Below are 16,465 nucleotides of genomic sequence, written 5' to 3'. Positions count from 1 at the left end.
CGCTGCCCGCTGCCGTGGGGTCAGCGGGGTGCGGAGACGCCGGTCAGTGCGGTGACGACCGGGTCCAGGGCCTGGCTGATCTCGTCGCCTACGGACCGGAAGAACGTGATCGGGGCGCCGTACGGGTCGTAGACCTCGTCGGCCTCCGCGGTCGGCGCGAGCAGCCAGCCGCGCAGCGCGGCGGCGGCCCGGACCAGGGCGCGGGCGCGCTCGACGACGCCCTCCTCGCCGGCGTCGGGCAGGGTCGCCGGGTCTATGGCCCGGACGAGCCGGGTGAACTCCTTGAGCGTGAAGGTGCGCAGCCCGGCCGAGTGGCCCATGGAGATGACCTGGGCGCGGTGGTCGCGGGTGGCGGTGAGCACGAGGTCGGCGCGGATCACGTGCTCGTCCAGCAGCTCACGGCCGGTGAAGCCGGTGGCGTCGGCCCCGAAGTCGGCGAGCACCACCTCGGCGTTGGCCTCCATCGGGGCGCCCTCGTGTCCCCAGGTGCCCGCGCTCTCCACGATCAGCCCGCCCTGGAGGGGGTCGCCGAGCCGGTGCACCAGGGCATGCCGCGTCAGCCGCTCGGTGATCGGCGAGCGGCAGACGTTGCCGGTGCTGACGTGGAGGATGCGGAAAGTGTCGGACCGCCCCGCTATGCCACGCCCCTCGGGGGCGGTCAATTGGCCACCTCGAGGTCGGGTACCACCTTGCGCAGCTCCTCCGCCGAGAGCGCTCCGGCGCGCAGCAGGACGGGCACCTTGCCGGTGACGTCGACGATGGAGGAGGGCACGATGCCGGGGGTCGGGCCGCCGTCGAGGTAGACGGAGACGGAGTCGCCGAGCATCTCCTGGGCGGCGTCGCAGGTCTCCGGCGAGGGGTGGCCGGTGAGGTTGGCGCTGGAGACGGCCATCGGGCCGACCTCGGTGAGCAGTTCGATGGCGACCGGGTGCAGCGGCATCCGGACGGCGACGGTGCCCCGGGTGTCCCCGAGGTCCCACTGGAGGGAGGGCTGGTGCTTGGCGACGAGCGTCAGCGCGCCCGGCCAGAAGGCGTCGACGAGCTCCCAGGCCTGCTCGGAGAAGTCGGTGACCAGGCCGTGCAGGGTGTTCGGGGAGCCGATGAGGACCGGCGAGGGCATGTTGCGGCCCCGGCCCTTGGCCTCCAGCAGGTCGCCGACGCTCTCCGAGCTGAAGGCGTCCGCGCCGATCCCGTACACGGTGTCGGTGGGCAGCACGACGAGTTCCCCGCGGCGGACGGCCGACGCGGCTTCGCGCAGACCCGTCGTACGGTCGGTCGCGTCGTTGCAGTCGTATCGCCGTGCCATCAGCCGGCCTCCTCAAGCATGTACGGGTAGGGCTGGTACGGGTGTCGGCCCCCGGTCACGGCATCGCCTTGCGGGCCGTGGCGAAGCGGGGGCGCCGGTTGAGGTCGGGGTGGTCGGCCGCGTCGGCCCAGCCCCGCTCCTCGGTGAAGATCCAGGGCACCTGGCCGCCCTGGGTGTCGGCGTGCTCGATGACGACGAGACCGCCGGGGCGCAGCAGGCGGTGGGCGGTGCGTTCGATGCCGCGGATGGTGTCGAGGCCGTCCTCGCCGGAGAACAGCGCCATCTCGGGGTCGTGGTCGCGAGCCTCGGGCGCCACGTACTCCCACTCGGTGAGCGGGATGTACGGGGGGTTGGAGATGACCAGGTCGACCTGGCCGTCCAGCTCGGGCAGGGCGCTGAGCGCGTCGCCCCGGTGGACGGTGACGCGGGAGTTCTCGGCGTTCTTCCGGGTCCACTTCAGGGCGTCCTCGGACAGCTCCACGGCGTGCACGCGGGAGCGCGGGACCTCCTGGGCCATGGCGAGGGCGATGGCGCCGGAGCCGGTGCACAGGTCGACGATCAGCGGCTCGACGACGTCCATCGCGCGGACGGCGTCTATGGCCCAGCCGACGACCGACTCGGTCTCGGGGCGTGGCACGAAGACTCCGGGTCCGACCTGGAGCTCCAGGTAGCGGAAGAAGGCGCGTCCGGTGATGTGCTGGAGGGGTTCGCGGGCCTCGCGGCGGGCGATGGTCTCCCAGTAGCGGGCGTCGAAGTCGGCGTCCGGCACGTGGTGCAGCTCGCCCCGCTTGACGCCGTGCACGAACGCGGCGAGTTCCTCGGCATCGAATCTCGGTGAGGGAACACCGGCGTCGGCCAGCCGCTGGGTGGCCTGGGCCACCTCGGCGAGCAGCAGGTTCATCGCGGTTCTCCGTACGGGTTCACGAGCGGGGCGGGGCGGGCGGACGGGCTCAGGCGGCGGCGAGCTTGGCCGCGGAGTCGGCGTCGACGCACGCCTGGATCACCGCGTCGAGGTCGCCGTCGAGTACCTGGTCCAAGTTGTACGCCTTGAAGCCGACGCGGTGGTCCGAGATCCGGTTTTCCGGGAAGTTGTACGTCCGGATCTTCTCGGAGCGGTCGACCGTACGCACCTGGCTGCGACGTACGTCCGAAGCCTCCTGCTCGGCGGCCTCCTGCGCGGCGGCCAGCAGCCGGGAGCGCAGGATACGCATGGCCTGCTCCTTGTTCTGGAGCTGGCTCTTCTCGTTCTGGCAGGACGCGACGACACCGGTGGGCAGGTGCGTGATGCGGACGGCGGAGTCGGTCGTGTTGACGGACTGGCCGCCGGGGCCGGAGGAGCGGTAGACGTCGATACGCAGGTCGTTGGCGTGGATCTCGACGTCGACCTCCTCGGCCTCCGGCGTCACGAGGACGCCGGCGGCGGAGGTGTGGATGCGGCCCTGGGACTCGGTGGAGGGCACGCGCTGCACGCGGTGCACGCCGCCCTCGTACTTCATCCGGGCCCAGACGCCCTGGCCGGGCTCGGTGGCGCCGTTGCCGCCCTTGGTCTTCACGGCGACCTGGACGTCCTTGTAGCCGCCGAGTTCGGACTCGGTGGAGTCGATGATCTCGGTCTTCCAGCCGACGCGCTCGGCGTAGCGGAGGTACATGCGCAGCAGATCGCCGGCGAACAGCGCGGACTCGTCGCCGCCCGCGCCGGCCTTGATCTCCAGGAGCACGTCCTTGTCGTCGCTGGGGTCGCGGGGGACGAGCAGGAGGCGCAGCTTCTCGGTGAGCTCCTCGCGCTGCTGCTCCAGGTCCTTGACCTCGGCGGCGAAGTCGGGGTCGTCGGCGGCCAGCTCGCGGGCGGTGACGATGTCGTCGCCGGACTGCTTCCAGGAGCGGTACGTCGCGACGATCGGGGTCAGCTCCGCGTAGCGCTTGTTGAGCTTGCGCGCGTTGCCCTGGTCGGCGTGGACCGCGGGGTCGGCGAGCTGCTTCTCGAGATCGGCGTGCTCGCCGATCAGTTCCTCGACCGCCTCGAACATCTCGGGCTCCTGGTTCCTTCGCTCGTCGTGCCTGCCGGCCGGTGGGTGCCTGCCGGGGCCGGGATACGGAGACCCCGTGCCCGGACCGGAAAAAAACGCCGGCCGCGGCGCCCCCGGGAAGAGGGCGCCGCGGACCGGCGCGGACGGCTCGCTACTTGCCGGCGGCCTTGGCGCCCTTGCCGAAGCGGGCCTCGAAGCGGGCCACACGGCCACCGGTGTCGAGGATCTTCTGCTTGCCCGTGTAGAACGGGTGGCACTCGGAGCAGACCTCGGCACGGATGGTGCCGCTGTCCAGCGTGGAGCGGGTGGTGAACGACGCGCCACAGGTGCAGCTGACCTGCGTCTCGACGTACTGGGGGTGGATGTCGCGCTTCAAGGGTGTCTCCTAGGTTCGGGAGGGCACCGGGTCGTACGCGCGGATTGCGCGTCCGTGAACCGGGGCCGACGTACCAGTCTGCCAGGACCGGCCGTATCTCCCAAAACCAGGGGCGACGGCCCGGTATTCCCGGGCCGGCCGCGGGTCACTTCACGATCTTGCTTGCGTCGCCCTTGTCGCCCGCCGACTGCTTCGTGGCGGAGGCGGGGATCGGCTTGTCGGCGTTGAGCGCGGCCCACACCTGCTTGTCGGCCTTCTCCAGCGGGACGACGCGGTTGGGGTCCGCGGGGTCGTACTGGACAGGCAGGGTCACCATGTTCACGTCCTCCGAGCCGAGCCCCTTGAGGCCCTTGGCGAAGCTCGCGAGCTCGGTGACGGAGCCCAGGTCGGAGTCGGTGGTGATGGCCTTGGTGGCGGTGTCCGCGACGCCGTAGAGCTTGCTGCCGTTGAACACGCCGACGCTCTTGACCTGCTGCATCAGCGCCTTGATGAACGCCTGCTGGAGCTGGATGCGGCCGAGGTCGCTGCCGTCGCCGACGCTGTGGCGGGTGCGGACCAGGCCGAGGGACTGCTCGCCGTCCAGGGTGTGGGTGCCGGGCTGGAGGTCCAGGTGGCTGTCGGGGTCGTCGATCGCCTTGGTGGTGGTGATCTCGACGCCGCCGAGCTTGTCGATCAGCTTCTTGAAGCCGGTGAAGTCGACCTCGACGTAGTGGTCCATGCGGATGCCGGACATCGATTCGACGGTCTTGACCGCGCAGGCCGGCCCGCCGACCTCGTACGCCGTGTTGAACATCGCGCGCTGCTGCCCGGCCACGGGCTTGCCGCTGACGTCGCCGGTGCAGTCGGGGCGGGTGACGAGGGTGTCGCGCGGGATGGAGACCACACTCGCGGTCCTGTGGCCCTTGTTGACGTGGACGACCATCGCGGTGTCCGAGCGGGCCGCGCCCTCGTCGGCGCCGTACTTGCCGTTCGCGCCGGAGCGGGAGTCGGAGCCGAGGACGAGGATGTCCTCGGAGCCGTTGTCGACGTTCTCGGGGCGGTTCTTGCCGAGCGCCGAGTTGATGTCGACGGCCTTGAGGTTGCCGTTGAGGTGCACGTACGCGTATCCGAGCCCCGCACCGCCGACGACGACGGCGCCGGCCAGGCTCCAGACGGCTATGCGCGTCGCCTTCCGGCGGCGGGACGCCTTCTTCCGGCGCTTGCCGGTGGCCCGTATTCGGCTGCTGCTCCCGCTTCGATCGCTCATGCTCTCCTCGTTCCCTCGCTGCTCCCGGCTACCCCCTGCAGTGGTGAGCGGGTCTGTGTGCCGATTTGTCGCGCTTGTTCGTCACTGATGGGTACGACGCGGCGGCGACAAGAAGGGTTGCACAGGGAGCCGGGGCCGCCGGGTGCGCACCCGGCGGCTCGGACGCACGGGGAGACGGCCCGTGCTCCGGCGTTCACCTGCGGTTTCGTGGCTCGTACAACGGTCGTACGACGGCCCCGCGTGCGGGCGCCCGTGTGGCGAAGGTCTCGGAACGGCAACGGCGTACGGCACAGGGCCGCCCCCGCACCGGAGTGCGGGGGCGGCCCTGTGTACCGCTGCCGGAGGGCGACGACTAGTCGTTGTTGCCCGGGGCCGGCGTGGTCTTCTGGATCTGGAGCAGGAACTCCGCGTTGGACTGGGTCTTCTTCATCCGGTCCAGCAGAAGCTCGATGGCCTGCTGCTGGTCGAGGGCGTGCAGCACCCGGCGCAGCTTCCAGACGATCCCCAACTCCTCGCTGCCGAGCAGGATTTCCTCCTTGCGGGTGGAGGACGCGTCGACGTCCACCGCCGGGAAGATCCGCTTGTCGGAGAGCTTGCGGTCGAGCTTGAGCTCCATGTTGCCGGTGCCCTTGAACTCCTCGAAGATCACCTCGTCCATGCGCGAGCCGGTCTCGACGAGCGCGGTGGCCAGGATGGTCAGCGAGCCGCCGTCCTCGATGTTGCGCGCCGCACCGAAGAAGCGCTTCGGCGGGTAGAGCGCGGTCGAGTCGACACCACCGGACAGGATGCGGCCGGAGGCCGGGGCGGCGAGGTTGTACGCGCGTCCCAGACGGGTGATCGAGTCGAGCAGGACGACCACGTCGTGACCCAGCTCCACGAGGCGCTTGGCGCGCTCGATGGCCAGCTCGGCGACGGTGGTGTGGTCCTCGGCGGGACGGTCGAAGGTCGAGGAGATGACCTCGCCCTTCACCGACCGCTGCATGTCGGTGACCTCTTCCGGACGCTCGTCGACGAGGACGACCATCAGGTGGCACTCGGGGCTGTTGACCGTGATCGCGTTGGCGATGGCCTGGAGGATCATGGTCTTACCGGTCTTCGGCGGGGCCACGATCAGACCGCGCTGGCCCTTGCCGATGGGGGCGACCAGGTCGATGATCCGCGTCGTCAGGACGTTGGAGTCGGTCTCCAGACGGAGCCGGTCCTGCGGGTAGAGCGGCGTCAGCTTCTGGAACTCGGGGCGGCCGCGGCCGGATTCCGGCGCCATGCCGTTGACCGAGTCGAGGCGGACCAGCGCGTTGAACTTCTCGCGGCGCTCGCCGTCCTTGGGCTGGCGCACGGCACCGGTGACGTGGTCACCCTTGCGCAGGCCGTTCTTGCGGACCTGGGCGAGCGAGACGTACACGTCGTTCGGTCCGGGCAGGTAGCCGGAGGTCCGGATGAACGCGTAGTTGTCGAGGATGTCCAGGATGCCCGCGACGGGGATCAGGACGTCGTCGTCGCTGACGGGCGGGGCGTCGCTCGCGAAGTCGTCGCGCCCGCGACGCCCGCGGCGGTCGCGGTAGCGCCCACGACGGCCGCGCCGGCCGCCCTCGTCGTCGAAGCCGTCGTCCTGCGGGCCGTTGTTGCCGCCCTGGTTCTGGCCGCCGCCGCCCTGGCCCTGGCGCCGGCCGCCCTGCTGGTCGTCGCCCTTGCCGCGCTGACGGTCGCGCTGGCGGTCACGGCGCTGCTCGCCCCGCTCGCCGCGCTGGCCGCGGTCCTGGCGGTCGCCGCGACGCCCCTCGGCGTTGTCGGCACCGGCCTCGGCCTTGGCGTCGGAGCCCTCGGCGGGCGCCTCCTGCTTCTGGTCCTGCTTCGGCTCGTCCTGGGCGCGGTCCTTGGACTGCGCCTTGGCGTCCGGCTTGCTCTCCGGGCTGCCCGCCTGCGCGGTGGCGCGGCGGCGACGGCGCTCGCCCGCGGGCTGGTCGTCGCTGGCCGGCTGGCCCGGGATGTCGATCTGCTGCTGGGCCGTGGCCTGGTCGGCGGGCGCGGCGGCGGTCTCGTCGGCCGTGCCGGTGCGCGCCTTGGAGGTGGCGCGGCGCTTCGGCTTGGTCTCCGCCGCCTCGGCGGGGGCCGCGGCGGCCTTGGCCTTGGGGGCGGAGGAGCCGCCGCCGGCCTGGGCCTCCTTGATGACCTCGATCAGCTGGCTCTTGCGCATCCGCGCGGTGCCCTTGATACCGAGGCCGGACGCGACCTGCTGCAGCTCGGCCAGGACCATGCCGTCAAGGCCGGTGCCGGAGCGGCGGCGCCGTGCGGTGGTGCCAGTGGCAGCACCTTCGGCGGGCGCGGCGCTGTCGACGCTCTTGTCGGCAGTCACGCCCATCAGATCGGTGGTGTCGCTCACGAAGGGTCCTTCCCTGGAGCGGACGTCGGCCTTCTGGCTCGGCGACCGGTTGTGCTGTCCGGCTGCGGTCCTCGGTTGGTGCGGCCCGTGCCGGGGCGGTGGTCCGCCGGATGGAACGGCGGAGAGATGAGGTGTGCTGGGGCCCGGCGCGAGCATCCCCCTGCTCGGCCCACTCCTGGACGAGCGAGGGGTGTCGTGCCGGTTCCGGAGCGTGCTCGCAACTGCTCAGGCAGGCTGCTCAGGCAGTTGGGGAGGCTCCCGGAAGAAATGGTGGTCCCGAAGGGGACACGAAGCAACGCGCCTCATGGACGTCGATTGCAGACTTGAGGTTAACACTACCGGCTCCAACAAACATTCCCCCTCTCACTCACCGGCAATCACTTCTCGGCCAGCAGCCTCGGGCGCGCTAGGGCGCCAGCGGCAGGACGCTCGCGCCCTGCGCGTCGAGAGCGAGCCGGTTGGCCGCCCATCCCTCGCCCGCCAGCGCGGCGACCTTGTCGGCCGCGCCGTCCTCGGCCAGGGCCAGCACCGTCGGTCCCGCGCCCGAGATGACCGCGGGAACGCCCTCGGCGCGCAGCCGGCCGACGAGTTCGACGCTCTCGGGCATGGCGGGCGCGCGGTAGTCCTGGTGCAGCCGGTCCTCGGTGGCCGTGAGCAGCAGCTCGGGGCGCCTGGTCAGGGCCTCGACGAGGAGGGCGGCACGGCCGGCGTTGAAGGCGGCGTCGACGTGCGGGACGGTGCGCGGCAGCAGGCCGCGGGCGGTCTCGGTCAGCACCGGCTTGCCGGGGACGAAAACCACCGGAACGATGGAATCAGCGGGATCCATCCTGATCGCGCGGGCGGACGCGCCGTCCATCCAGGCGAGCGTGAATCCGCCGAGCAGACAGGCCGCGACGTTGTCCGGGTGGCCCTCGATCTCGGTGGCGAGCTCCAGCAGGGCCGCGTCGTCGAGGCGGGCGTCGCCGCCGGTCGTCACGGCGCGGGCGGCGACGATGCCGGCGCAGATGGCGGCGGAGGAGGAGCCGAGGCCGCGCCCGTGCGGGATGCGGTTGGCGCAGACGATCTCCAGGCCGCGCGGCTGACCGCCGAGCAGGTCGAAGGCGGTGCGCAGGGACCGTACGAGCAGGTGCTTCTCGTCGCGGGGCAGGGTGTCCGCACCCTCGCCGGCGATGTCGATGTGCAGTCCGGAGTCGGCGACGCGGACGACGACGTCGTCGTACAGGCCGAGCGACAGGCCGAGGGCGTCGAAACCGGGGCCCAGGTTGGCGCTGGTCGCGGGGACGCGCACCCGGACGGCGGCGGCTCGGAAGGCGGGACCGGCCATCGCTGTGACGACTCTCCTTGTGAGGCGGCGGGGATTCGGGGCGCTGCGACTGCGGGGATGGTGTTCGGGGGGAGCCGCAACGGCCCGGGGCACCCCGGCAGATGCGGCGGGGCGGGTTGGGTACAGCTTATCGAAGGAAGGTTCTGTGGCGACATAGGGCGCACAGGAGGCGCACGATGCGTGTCGCACGCCCGCGATGCGCTCTCCGCACCGGAAAGGGCCGGTCGGGTGCCGTTTCTGACGAGGTGTGGCGCGGGCGGAGCCTCCGGGGCCGGTCCGCACACGGTGCCCCGGGGCCCGCCGTGTGCGGACCGGCCCCGGGGACCTCGTCGTACGGCGTTACGCCAGGCCGAGCTTCTCGGCGGCGGCGGCCGCGTCGACCGGGACGGTGACCGGCTGCGGGGCGCCCGCGACGGCCCAGTCGGGGTCCTTGAGGCCGTTGCCGGTGACCGTGCAGACGATCTTCTGACCGGGGTCGACCTTGCCCTCCTCGGCGGCCTTCAGCAGACCGGCGACGGAGGCCGCCGACGCGGGCTCCACGAAGACACCCTCCTGGGAGGCCAACAGCCGGTACGCGGACAGGATCTGACGGTCCGTGACCTCGTCGATGAAGCCGCCGGACTCGTCGCGCGCGGCGAGCGCGTAGTTCCAGGAGGCCGGGTTGCCGATGCGGATCGCGGTGGCGATGGTCGACGGGTCCTTGACGACCTCGCCGCGCACGATGGGCGCGGAGCCGGAGGCCTGGAAGCCCCACATGCGCGGCTTGTGCGTCGACATGGCGTCCCCGGCGTACTCGGTGTAGCCCTTCCAGTACGCGGTGATGTTGCCGGCGTTGCCGACCGGGAGGACGTGGATGTCCGGGGCGTCGCCGAGCGCGTCGACGATCTCGAACGCGGCGGTCTTCTGGCCCTCGATACGGACCGGGTTGACCGAATTGACCAGCGCCACCGGGTAGTTGTCCGAAAGCGAGCGGGCCAGCGTCAGGCAGTCGTCGAAGTTGCCGTCGACCTGGAGGATCTTGGCGCCGTGCACGAGCGCCTGGCCCATCTTGCCGAGCGCGATCTTGCCCTGCGGCACGAGGACGGCGCAGACCATCCCGGCCCGGACCGCGTAGGCGGCCGCCGAGGCGGAGGTGTTGCCGGTGGAGGCGCAGATGACGGCCTGCGCGCCCTCCTCCTTGGCCCGGGTGATGGCCATGGTCATGCCGCGGTCCTTGAAGGACCCGGTGGGGTTGGCGCCCTCGACCTTGAGGTGCACCTCGCAGCCCGTGCGCTCGGAGAGGACCTGAGCGGGGACGAGCGGCGTGCCGCCCTCACGGAGCGTGACGACCGGCGTCGTGCTCGTGACCGGGAGACGGTCCCGGTACTCCTCGATGATGCCGCGCCACTGGTGGGTGCCCTTGGTGGTCATGGGTCCTTACTCCCCTTCAACACGCATGATGCTGGCGACACCGCGCACGGTGTCGAGCTTGCGCAGCGCCTCGACGGTCCCGGAGAGGGCGGCGTCGGGCGCGCGGTGGGTGACGACGACGAGCGACGCCTCGCCGCTGCCGTCCTGTCGACCTTGCTGGCGGACCGTATCGATCGATACGTCCTGTTCGGCGAAGACCGTCGCTACCTGGGCGAGCACGCCCGGCTTGTCGGCCACGTCGAGGCTGATGTGGTACCGCGTGACGACGTCGCCCATGGGGCTCACCGGCAGACGCGTGTACGCGGACTCGCCGGGCCCGGGGGCCTCGTTGAGCTTGTTGCGGCAGACGGCGACGAGGTCGCCGAGGACGGCGGACGCGGTGGGCGCGCCGCCCGCGCCGGGGCCGTAGAACATCAGCTGCCCGGCGGCCTCCGCCTCGACGAACACCGCGTTGTACGCCTCGCGCACTGAGGCGAGCGGGTGGCTGAGCGGGATCATCGCGGGGTGCACGCGGGCCGTCACCGAGGCCCCGTCGGCGGCGCGCTCACAGATGGCGAGGAGCTTGACGGTGCAGCCCATGCGGCGGGCGGAGGCGATGTCGGCGGCGGTGACCTCGGTGATGCCCTCGCGGTGCACGTCGCCGATCCGCACCCGGGTGTGGAAGGCGATACCGGCCAGGATGGCGGCCTTGGCGGCGGCGTCGAAGCCCTCCACGTCGGCGGTGGGGTCGGCCTCCGCGTAGCCGAGGGCGGTGGCCTCGTCGAGCGCCTCGGAGTAGCCGGCGCCGCTGGTGTCCATCTTGTCGAGGATGAAGTTGGTGGTGCCGTTGACGATGCCGAGCACCCGGTTCACCTTGTCGCCCGCGAGCGACTCGCGCAGCGGCCGGACGAGCGGGATGGCACCGGCCACGGCGGCCTCGTAATAGAGGTCCCGGCCGTGCTGTTCGGCGGCGGCGTGCAGGGCGGCGCCGTCCTCGGCGAGCAGCGCCTTGTTGGCGGAGACGACGCTCGCGCCGTGCTCGAAGGCGGTCCTGATGAGCGTACGGGCGGGCTCGATGCCCCCGATGACCTCGATGACGACGTCGATGTCGCCGCGTTTGACGAGGGCGGTCGCGTCCGTGGTGATCAGCGCGGGGTCGATGCCCTCGCGCACCTTGGAGGGCCGGCGGACGGCGACACCGGCGAGCTCCACCGGCGCGCCGATGCGCGCCGTGAGGTCGTCGGCGTGCGTCGTCATGATGCGCGCCACCTCTGAGCCGACCACTCCACAGCCCAGCAGCGCCACCTTCAGCGGACGCGTACGCATCATCCGACCTCGTTTCCTTTACACCTGTTGTACGGACCAGTCTCACTCACCGGACGGGTGTTCCCGCCACCCGTCCGGATCCTGAGATGTTTACGGGGATACCGTGGTACGCCCCCGGAAATACGGCATCAGCCGACATCGAGACGCAGGAGATCTTCCTCCGTCTCGCGCCGGACGATCACCCGCGCCTCCCCGTCCCGCACGGCGACGACCGGCGGGCGCAGGGCGTGGTTGTAGTTGCTCGCCATGGAGCGGCAGTACGCGCCGGTGGCGGGCACGGCGATCAGGTCGCCGGGGGCCAGGTCGGACGGCAGGTAGGCGTCCTTGACCACGATGTCGCCGCTCTCGCAGTGCTTGCCGACGACGCGGACGAGCATCGGTTCGGCGTCCGAGGTGCGCGAGACGAGCGCGACGCTGTACTCGGCGTCGTACAGCGCGGTGCGGATGTTGTCCGACATGCCGCCGTCGACGCTCACGTAGGTGCGCAGCCCCTCCAGCGGCTTGATGGTGCCGACCTCGTACAGCGTGAAGGCGGTCGGGCCGACGATGGCGCGGCCCGGCTCGACGGAGATACGGGGGGTGGCGAGCCCGGCGGCCTCGCACTCGCGGGTCACGATGTCGCCGAGCGACTTGGCGATCTCGTGCGGTTCGCGCGGGTCGTCCTCGGAGGTGTACGCGATGCCGAGGCCGCCGCCGAGGTCGATCTCGGGCAGTTCGACGCCGTGCTCGTCGCGCACCTCGGCGAGCAGCTGCACGACGCGGCGGGCGGAGACCTCGAAGCCGGCCATGTCGAAGATCTGCGAGCCGATGTGGGAGTGGATGCCGACGAGTTCGAGCCCGTCGAGCGTGAGCGCCCGGCGCACCGCCTCGGCGGCCTGCCCCCCGGCCAGCGCGATGCCGAACTTCTGGTCCTCGTGGGCGGTGGCGATGAACTCGTGGGTGTGCGCCTCGACGCCGACGGTGACCCGGATCTGGACGCGCTGGCGCCGGCCGAGGCTCTGCGCGACGTGGGAGACGCGGACGATCTCCTGGAAGGAGTCGAGGACGATGCGTCCGACGCCCGCCTCGACGGCCCGCTCGATCTCCTCGACGGTCTTGTTGTTGCCGTGGAACGCGATGCGCTCGGCGGGCATCCCGGCGTCCAGGGCGGTGGTCAGCTCGCCGCCCGAGCAGACGTCGAGGTTGAGCCCCTCCTCCTTGAGCCAGCGCACGACCGCCCGGGAGAGGAACGCCTTGCCGGCGTAGAAGACGTCGGCCCCGGGCCCGAAGGCGTCGGACCAGGCGCGGCAGCGGGCCCGGAAGTCGGCCTCGTCGAGGAAGTAGGCCGGGGTGCCGAACTCCTCGGCCAGCCGGGAGACCGGGATTCCGGCGACGGTCAGGGCGCCGTGCTCGTCGCGGGTGACGGTGCGGGACCACACCTTCTCGTCGAGGACGTTGAGGTCGTCGGCGGGGGCGAGGTAGTGGCCGTCGGACATGACGTCGGCGTGACGGGGTCCGGCGGGGTGTGCGGAACGGCTCATCGTGTGGCTCTGCTCTCTCGGGTCTTCAGAGGTGTTCGGGCGCGCTGACGCCGAGCAGGGACAGGCCGCCGGCCAGCACCGTCCCGGCGGCTTCGGCGACGGCCGTCCGGGAGCGGTGGGCGGCCGAGGGTTTCCCGTCCCCGACGGGGAGCGGCGGGGCGGCGTCGTGGAAGTCGAAGAAGGCGCCCGCGACCGCTTCGAGGTGCCGGGCGAGCCGGTCGGGGGCGCGGTGGCGGGCTGCGCCCGCGAGTACGGCGGGGTACGCGTCGAGCAGCGCGAGCAGGGCGGTGGACACCTCGGTGGCGTCGATGTCCTCACCGGGCCCCGCGACGGCGACCCCGAGCCGGTCCGCGCCCCGCAGCACGGCACGGGCGCGGGCGTGCGCGTACCGGACCCGGAAGAGGGCGTTGGCCTCGGTCTGCGCGATCAGCTCGGGCCCGAGGGAGGCACGGTCGTGCCCGGCGGCCCGGAGCAGGCCCCAGCGGGCGGCGTCGGGGCCGAGGCGGGTGAGCAGTTCGGCAGCGGTCTCGCCGGCGGGGACGGGGGGACGGTGCCGGGCGCGGGGGGTTCGTGGGAGACGGGGCCGGGCGTCTGCGGGATCCCGTACGCCTCCGCGCTCGCCCCGAGCCGTGTCCAGTCCGCGTCCGGCTCCCCGTCGCAGCTGACGCGTACGACGGCGCCCTGGGCGGTCAGCAGACGGCGGACGGCGTCGGCGGTGACGGCGGCCCGGACCTCGCGGGCGTGCACGAGGAGCGGACGCTGCCCGGCGAGGGCGTCCCCGTACCCGTACCGCTCCCCTTCCTCCCGTACCCGGTGCACCAGGTCGCGGTGGGCGGTGGCGTCGAGCGTGAAGTTCAGGAAACCGGGGCCGGTGATCTCGACACCGGCGACTCCGGGGGCGCCGGTGAGCCGGTCGCGGAGGATTGCGGCGACCTCGCGCGCGCCCAGGCCGGCGGGTCCGGCGAGCTGGAGCGCGACGGCGCTGGCGTAGTCCCCGCGGCCGCCGGGCCGGGTCCTCTCCACCCGTACGCGCGCGGGCACGGGCGCGCGCAGAGCGTCCTCGCGGACCGCGCGGCGCACGGCGTGCAGCACGGTCGTGGAGAGATCGACGGGGGTCACGGGACCAGCGTATGGGAGGGAGGGGGGCCCTTCGCGAACCGGTTTCGCCATGCGGTCAGCCGGCGGAGCTCTCCGCCCGCCCGGCACCCGGTCCACCGTCGAACACGGGCGCCCGGCCCCGCTCCATCAGCCGGCGCACGAGCCGCACCAGCTCGCTCGGCTCGAAGGGTTTGGCGAGGAACGCGTCGACCCCGGCGGCGACGCCGTTGTCCACCTCGTACGGCGTGCAGGCGCTGATGATCGCGAGCGGCAGATGTCCGGTGCGCGGGTCGGACCGCAGCCGGGTGGCGGTCTGGAGGCCGTCGAGCCGGGGCATGACGACATCGAGCGTGATCACGTCGGGGCGGACCCGGTGCACCAGATCCAGACACTCGACACCATCGCCCGCGGTCACGACCTCGAAGCCCTCCAGCTCGAGGTTGACCCTGATCAACTGCCGGATGACCTTGTTGTCGTCGACAACAAGCACGCGGCCGCATGCCCCTGACACCCTTCGAGAGTAGGCGGGCCGGAGGGGCTGCGTCCGGGTTTTGCCCACTTCCGCCCCCGGAGGAGCGCCCATAAGGATGGCCGGATGTGTGTACGAGGGGGCGCGCACCGTCACGCGATGACGCGGAATACCTGTTCACGGGCACCCCGTCGGAGCTGGTAGTGTTTCACCCGTCGCCGAGCAACACGGCGATACGCCCCCGTAGCTCAGGGGATAGAGCATCGGCCTCCGGAGCCGGGTGCGCAGGTTCGAATCCTGCCGGGGGCACTTCGCAGGAAGTGCCGAAAAGACCCCGCCGTCAGTGGAAACACTGAAGTCGGGGTCTTCGCGTATGTACGATGCGGCCGCGCCGCTCCTCCGCTGCATCGGCGGGCTCAGCGCGCCGGCCGGCACGGCGGCGCTGTTCGCGGTTTTGACCGCCACATCATCGCGTACGCCGCCCGGGGCTGACGGCCTGCGCAGTGCCCCGCGCCGGACAACTCCGGTGCGGGGCACGGTCGTACGCGGCGGCTCAGCCGACCGGCAGGCCCGGGGCCGGGTACGCGTCCATCAGCTCCCTCACCTCGGCGCGCACCTTCACGATCGTGTCCTCGTCACCCGTGATCACGCGGTCGATCCAGTCCGCGATCCTGGCCATCTCCGAGACCGGGACGCCCCGCGACGTCAGCGCGGGCGTCCCAAGGCGGATGCCGGAGGGGTCGAACGGCTTGCGCGGGTCGTACGGCACCGCGTTGTAGTTGGCGACGATGCCCGCGCGGTCCAGGGCCTTGGCCGCAGGCTTGCCGGGGATGTTCTTGGCCGTGAGGTCCACCAGCAGCAGGTGGTTGTCCGTGCCGCCGGAGACCAGATCGAAGCCTCGGGCCGCCAACTCCTCGCCCAGGGCGCGGGCGTTGGCCACCACCGCGTGGGCGTAGGTGCGGAAGTCCGGGGTCGCCGCCTCGTTCAGGGCGACGCCGATGGCGGCCGTGGTCTGGTTGTGCGGGCCGCCCTGGAGGCCGGGGAAGACGGCGCGGTCCAGGGCGCGGGCGTGTTCGGCGCGGCTGAGGAGCATCGCGCCGCGCGGGCCGCGCAGCGTCTTGTGCGTCGTGGTGGAGACGACGTCCACGTGCGGGGCGGGCGAGGGGTGGGCGCCGCCCGCGATCAGGCCGGCGATGTGGGCGATGTCGGCGACCAGGACCGCGCCCACCTCGCGGGCGATCTCCGCGAAGCCCGCGAAGTCGATCTCGCGGGGTACGGCGGTGCCGCCGCAGAAGATCAGCTTCGGGCGTTCGGCGAGGGCCAGGTCGCGGACCTCGTCCAGGTCGACGCGGCCGGTGTCGCGGCGCACGCCGTACTGGACGCCGTTGAACCAGGTGCCGGTGGCGGAGACGCCCCAGCCGTGCGTGAGGTGGCCGCCCATCGGCAGCGACATGCCGAGCACCGTGTCGCCGGGCTTGAGGAACGCCAGGTAGACGGCGAGGTTGGCCGGGGAGCCGGAATACGGCTGGACGTTGGCGTGGTCCATGCCGAAGAGGGCTTTGGCGCGCTCGGCGGTCAGCGTCTCGACCTGGTCGATGACCTGCTGGCCCTCGTAGTAGCGCTTGCCGGGGTAGCCCTCGGAGTACTTGTTCTGGAGCACGGTGCCCGACGCTTCGAGCACGGCGGCGGAGACGTAGTTCTCGCTCGGGATCAGGCGCAGGGTGTCGGCCTGGAGCCGCTCCTCGGCGGCCACCAGGGCGGCGAGTTCGGGATCGGCGCCCGCCAGGGCGGGGTGGCGGGGCTGTGCGGGTACGGACGCGGTCACGGGGTTCCTCCCGGGTCGGTCGCATGGCTGCGGCGTGGACCCGGATGCCCAGGCGGACGGCTCTCCGGCATGACGCCCCCGGGCGTGCCCGGGGTGTGCCGCTTCCTCGTGGTCGATTCCACTGAGCACCCCCGTGAGGGAGTGCGCGCCAGTCGCGGCCTTCCGCACCCTACCGGGCG

The 16,465-nt window shown here is 72.1% G+C and carries 13 protein-coding genes, 1 tRNA gene, 1 pseudogene and 1 riboswitch; of the genes and pseudogenes, 1 reads left to right on the top strand and 14 read right to left on the bottom strand.

Translation table 11 applies throughout. The features are described 5' to 3' along the window. Positions 1-20 precede the first annotated feature (20 nt). The 13 genes and pseudogenes from EAO73_RS09255 to EAO73_RS09195 form a co-directional block, all read right to left on the bottom strand. Positions 21-662: a protein-tyrosine-phosphatase gene (locus EAO73_RS09255; protein WP_147970906.1), complete on the bottom strand. Its 642-nt coding sequence runs from the start codon at positions 660-662 to the stop codon at positions 21-23. Continuing rightward, positions 659-1,306 carry an L-threonylcarbamoyladenylate synthase gene (locus EAO73_RS09250; protein ID WP_147970905.1) on the bottom strand — a complete coding sequence of 216 codons (648 nt, stop codon included), beginning with the start codon at positions 1,304-1,306 and terminating at the stop codon, positions 659-661. The genes EAO73_RS09255 and EAO73_RS09250 overlap by 4 nt, the downstream gene beginning before the upstream one ends. Before the next feature lie 55 nt (positions 1,307-1,361). After that, positions 1,362-2,207, bottom strand: coding sequence for a peptide chain release factor N(5)-glutamine methyltransferase (gene prmC, locus EAO73_RS09245; RefSeq protein ID WP_147970904.1), 846 nt, complete (start codon positions 2,205-2,207; stop codon positions 1,362-1,364). Positions 2,208-2,256: 49 nt separating this feature from the next. Next, on the bottom strand, positions 2,257-3,333 hold the full coding sequence (gene prfA / locus EAO73_RS09240; protein ID WP_147970903.1) for a peptide chain release factor 1: 1,077 nt from the start codon (positions 3,331-3,333) through the stop codon (positions 2,257-2,259). A 151-nt stretch (positions 3,334-3,484) separates the two neighbouring features. Next, entirely contained in the window at positions 3,485-3,709 is a 225-nt protein-coding gene (gene rpmE, locus EAO73_RS09235) for a 50S ribosomal protein L31 (protein WP_018102644.1), read from the bottom strand. A gap of 145 nt (positions 3,710-3,854) precedes the next feature. Beyond that, entirely contained in the window at positions 3,855-4,955 is a 1,101-nt protein-coding gene (locus EAO73_RS09230; protein WP_147970902.1) for an LCP family protein, read from the bottom strand. Positions 4,956-5,307: 352 nt separating this feature from the next. Then, positions 5,308-7,335 carry a transcription termination factor Rho gene (rho, locus tag EAO73_RS09225; protein WP_147970901.1) on the bottom strand — a complete coding sequence of 676 codons (2,028 nt, stop codon included), beginning with the start codon at positions 7,333-7,335 and terminating at the stop codon, positions 5,308-5,310. A gap of 406 nt (positions 7,336-7,741) precedes the next feature. Further along, the gene (thrB, locus tag EAO73_RS09220; protein ID WP_147970900.1) at positions 7,742-8,659 is read right to left on the bottom strand and encodes a homoserine kinase; all 918 of its coding nucleotides are present in this window, start codon (positions 8,657-8,659) and stop codon (positions 7,742-7,744) included. A gap of 339 nt (positions 8,660-8,998) precedes the next feature. Next, positions 8,999-10,069 carry a threonine synthase gene (gene thrC, locus EAO73_RS09215; protein ID WP_147970899.1) on the bottom strand — a complete coding sequence of 357 codons (1,071 nt, stop codon included), beginning with the start codon at positions 10,067-10,069 and terminating at the stop codon, positions 8,999-9,001. A 6-nt stretch (positions 10,070-10,075) separates the two neighbouring features. Then, positions 10,076-11,377: a homoserine dehydrogenase gene (locus EAO73_RS09210; RefSeq protein ID WP_191133973.1), complete on the bottom strand. Its 1,302-nt coding sequence runs from the start codon at positions 11,375-11,377 to the stop codon at positions 10,076-10,078. Between the two features lie 125 nt (positions 11,378-11,502). Then, positions 11,503-12,894, bottom strand: a complete 1,392-nt coding sequence (gene lysA, locus EAO73_RS09205) for a diaminopimelate decarboxylase (protein ID WP_147970898.1) — start codon at positions 12,892-12,894, stop codon at positions 11,503-11,505. Positions 12,895-12,919: 25 nt separating this feature from the next. After that, a pseudogene (gene nrtL, locus EAO73_RS09200) lies at positions 12,920-14,013 on the bottom strand (ArgS-related anticodon-binding protein NrtL). Positions 14,014-14,068: 55 nt separating this feature from the next. Further along, complete coding sequence (locus EAO73_RS09195) at positions 14,069-14,482, bottom strand: response regulator (protein WP_147970897.1); 414 nt, start codon at positions 14,480-14,482, stop codon at positions 14,069-14,071. Positions 14,483-14,698: 216 nt separating this feature from the next. Between EAO73_RS09195 and EAO73_RS09190 the strand changes: the two genes are divergently transcribed. Continuing rightward, positions 14,699-14,770, top strand: a tRNA-Arg gene (locus EAO73_RS09190). Positions 14,771-15,014: 244 nt separating this feature from the next. Here the strand turns inward: EAO73_RS09190 and glyA are convergent. Next, complete coding sequence (gene glyA / locus EAO73_RS09185; protein ID WP_147970896.1) at positions 15,015-16,286, bottom strand: serine hydroxymethyltransferase; 1,272 nt, start codon at positions 16,284-16,286, stop codon at positions 15,015-15,017. Between the two features lie 39 nt (positions 16,287-16,325). Further along, a riboswitch (ZMP/ZTP riboswitch) is annotated at positions 16,326-16,452 on the bottom strand. Positions 16,453-16,465: the final 13 nt, after the last annotated feature.

This window comes from Streptomyces sp. col6 (assembly GCF_008042035.1).
GTDB lineage: Bacteria > Actinomycetota > Actinomycetes > Streptomycetales > Streptomycetaceae > Streptomyces.
This window is presented reverse-complemented; position numbering and strand designations above follow the sequence as displayed.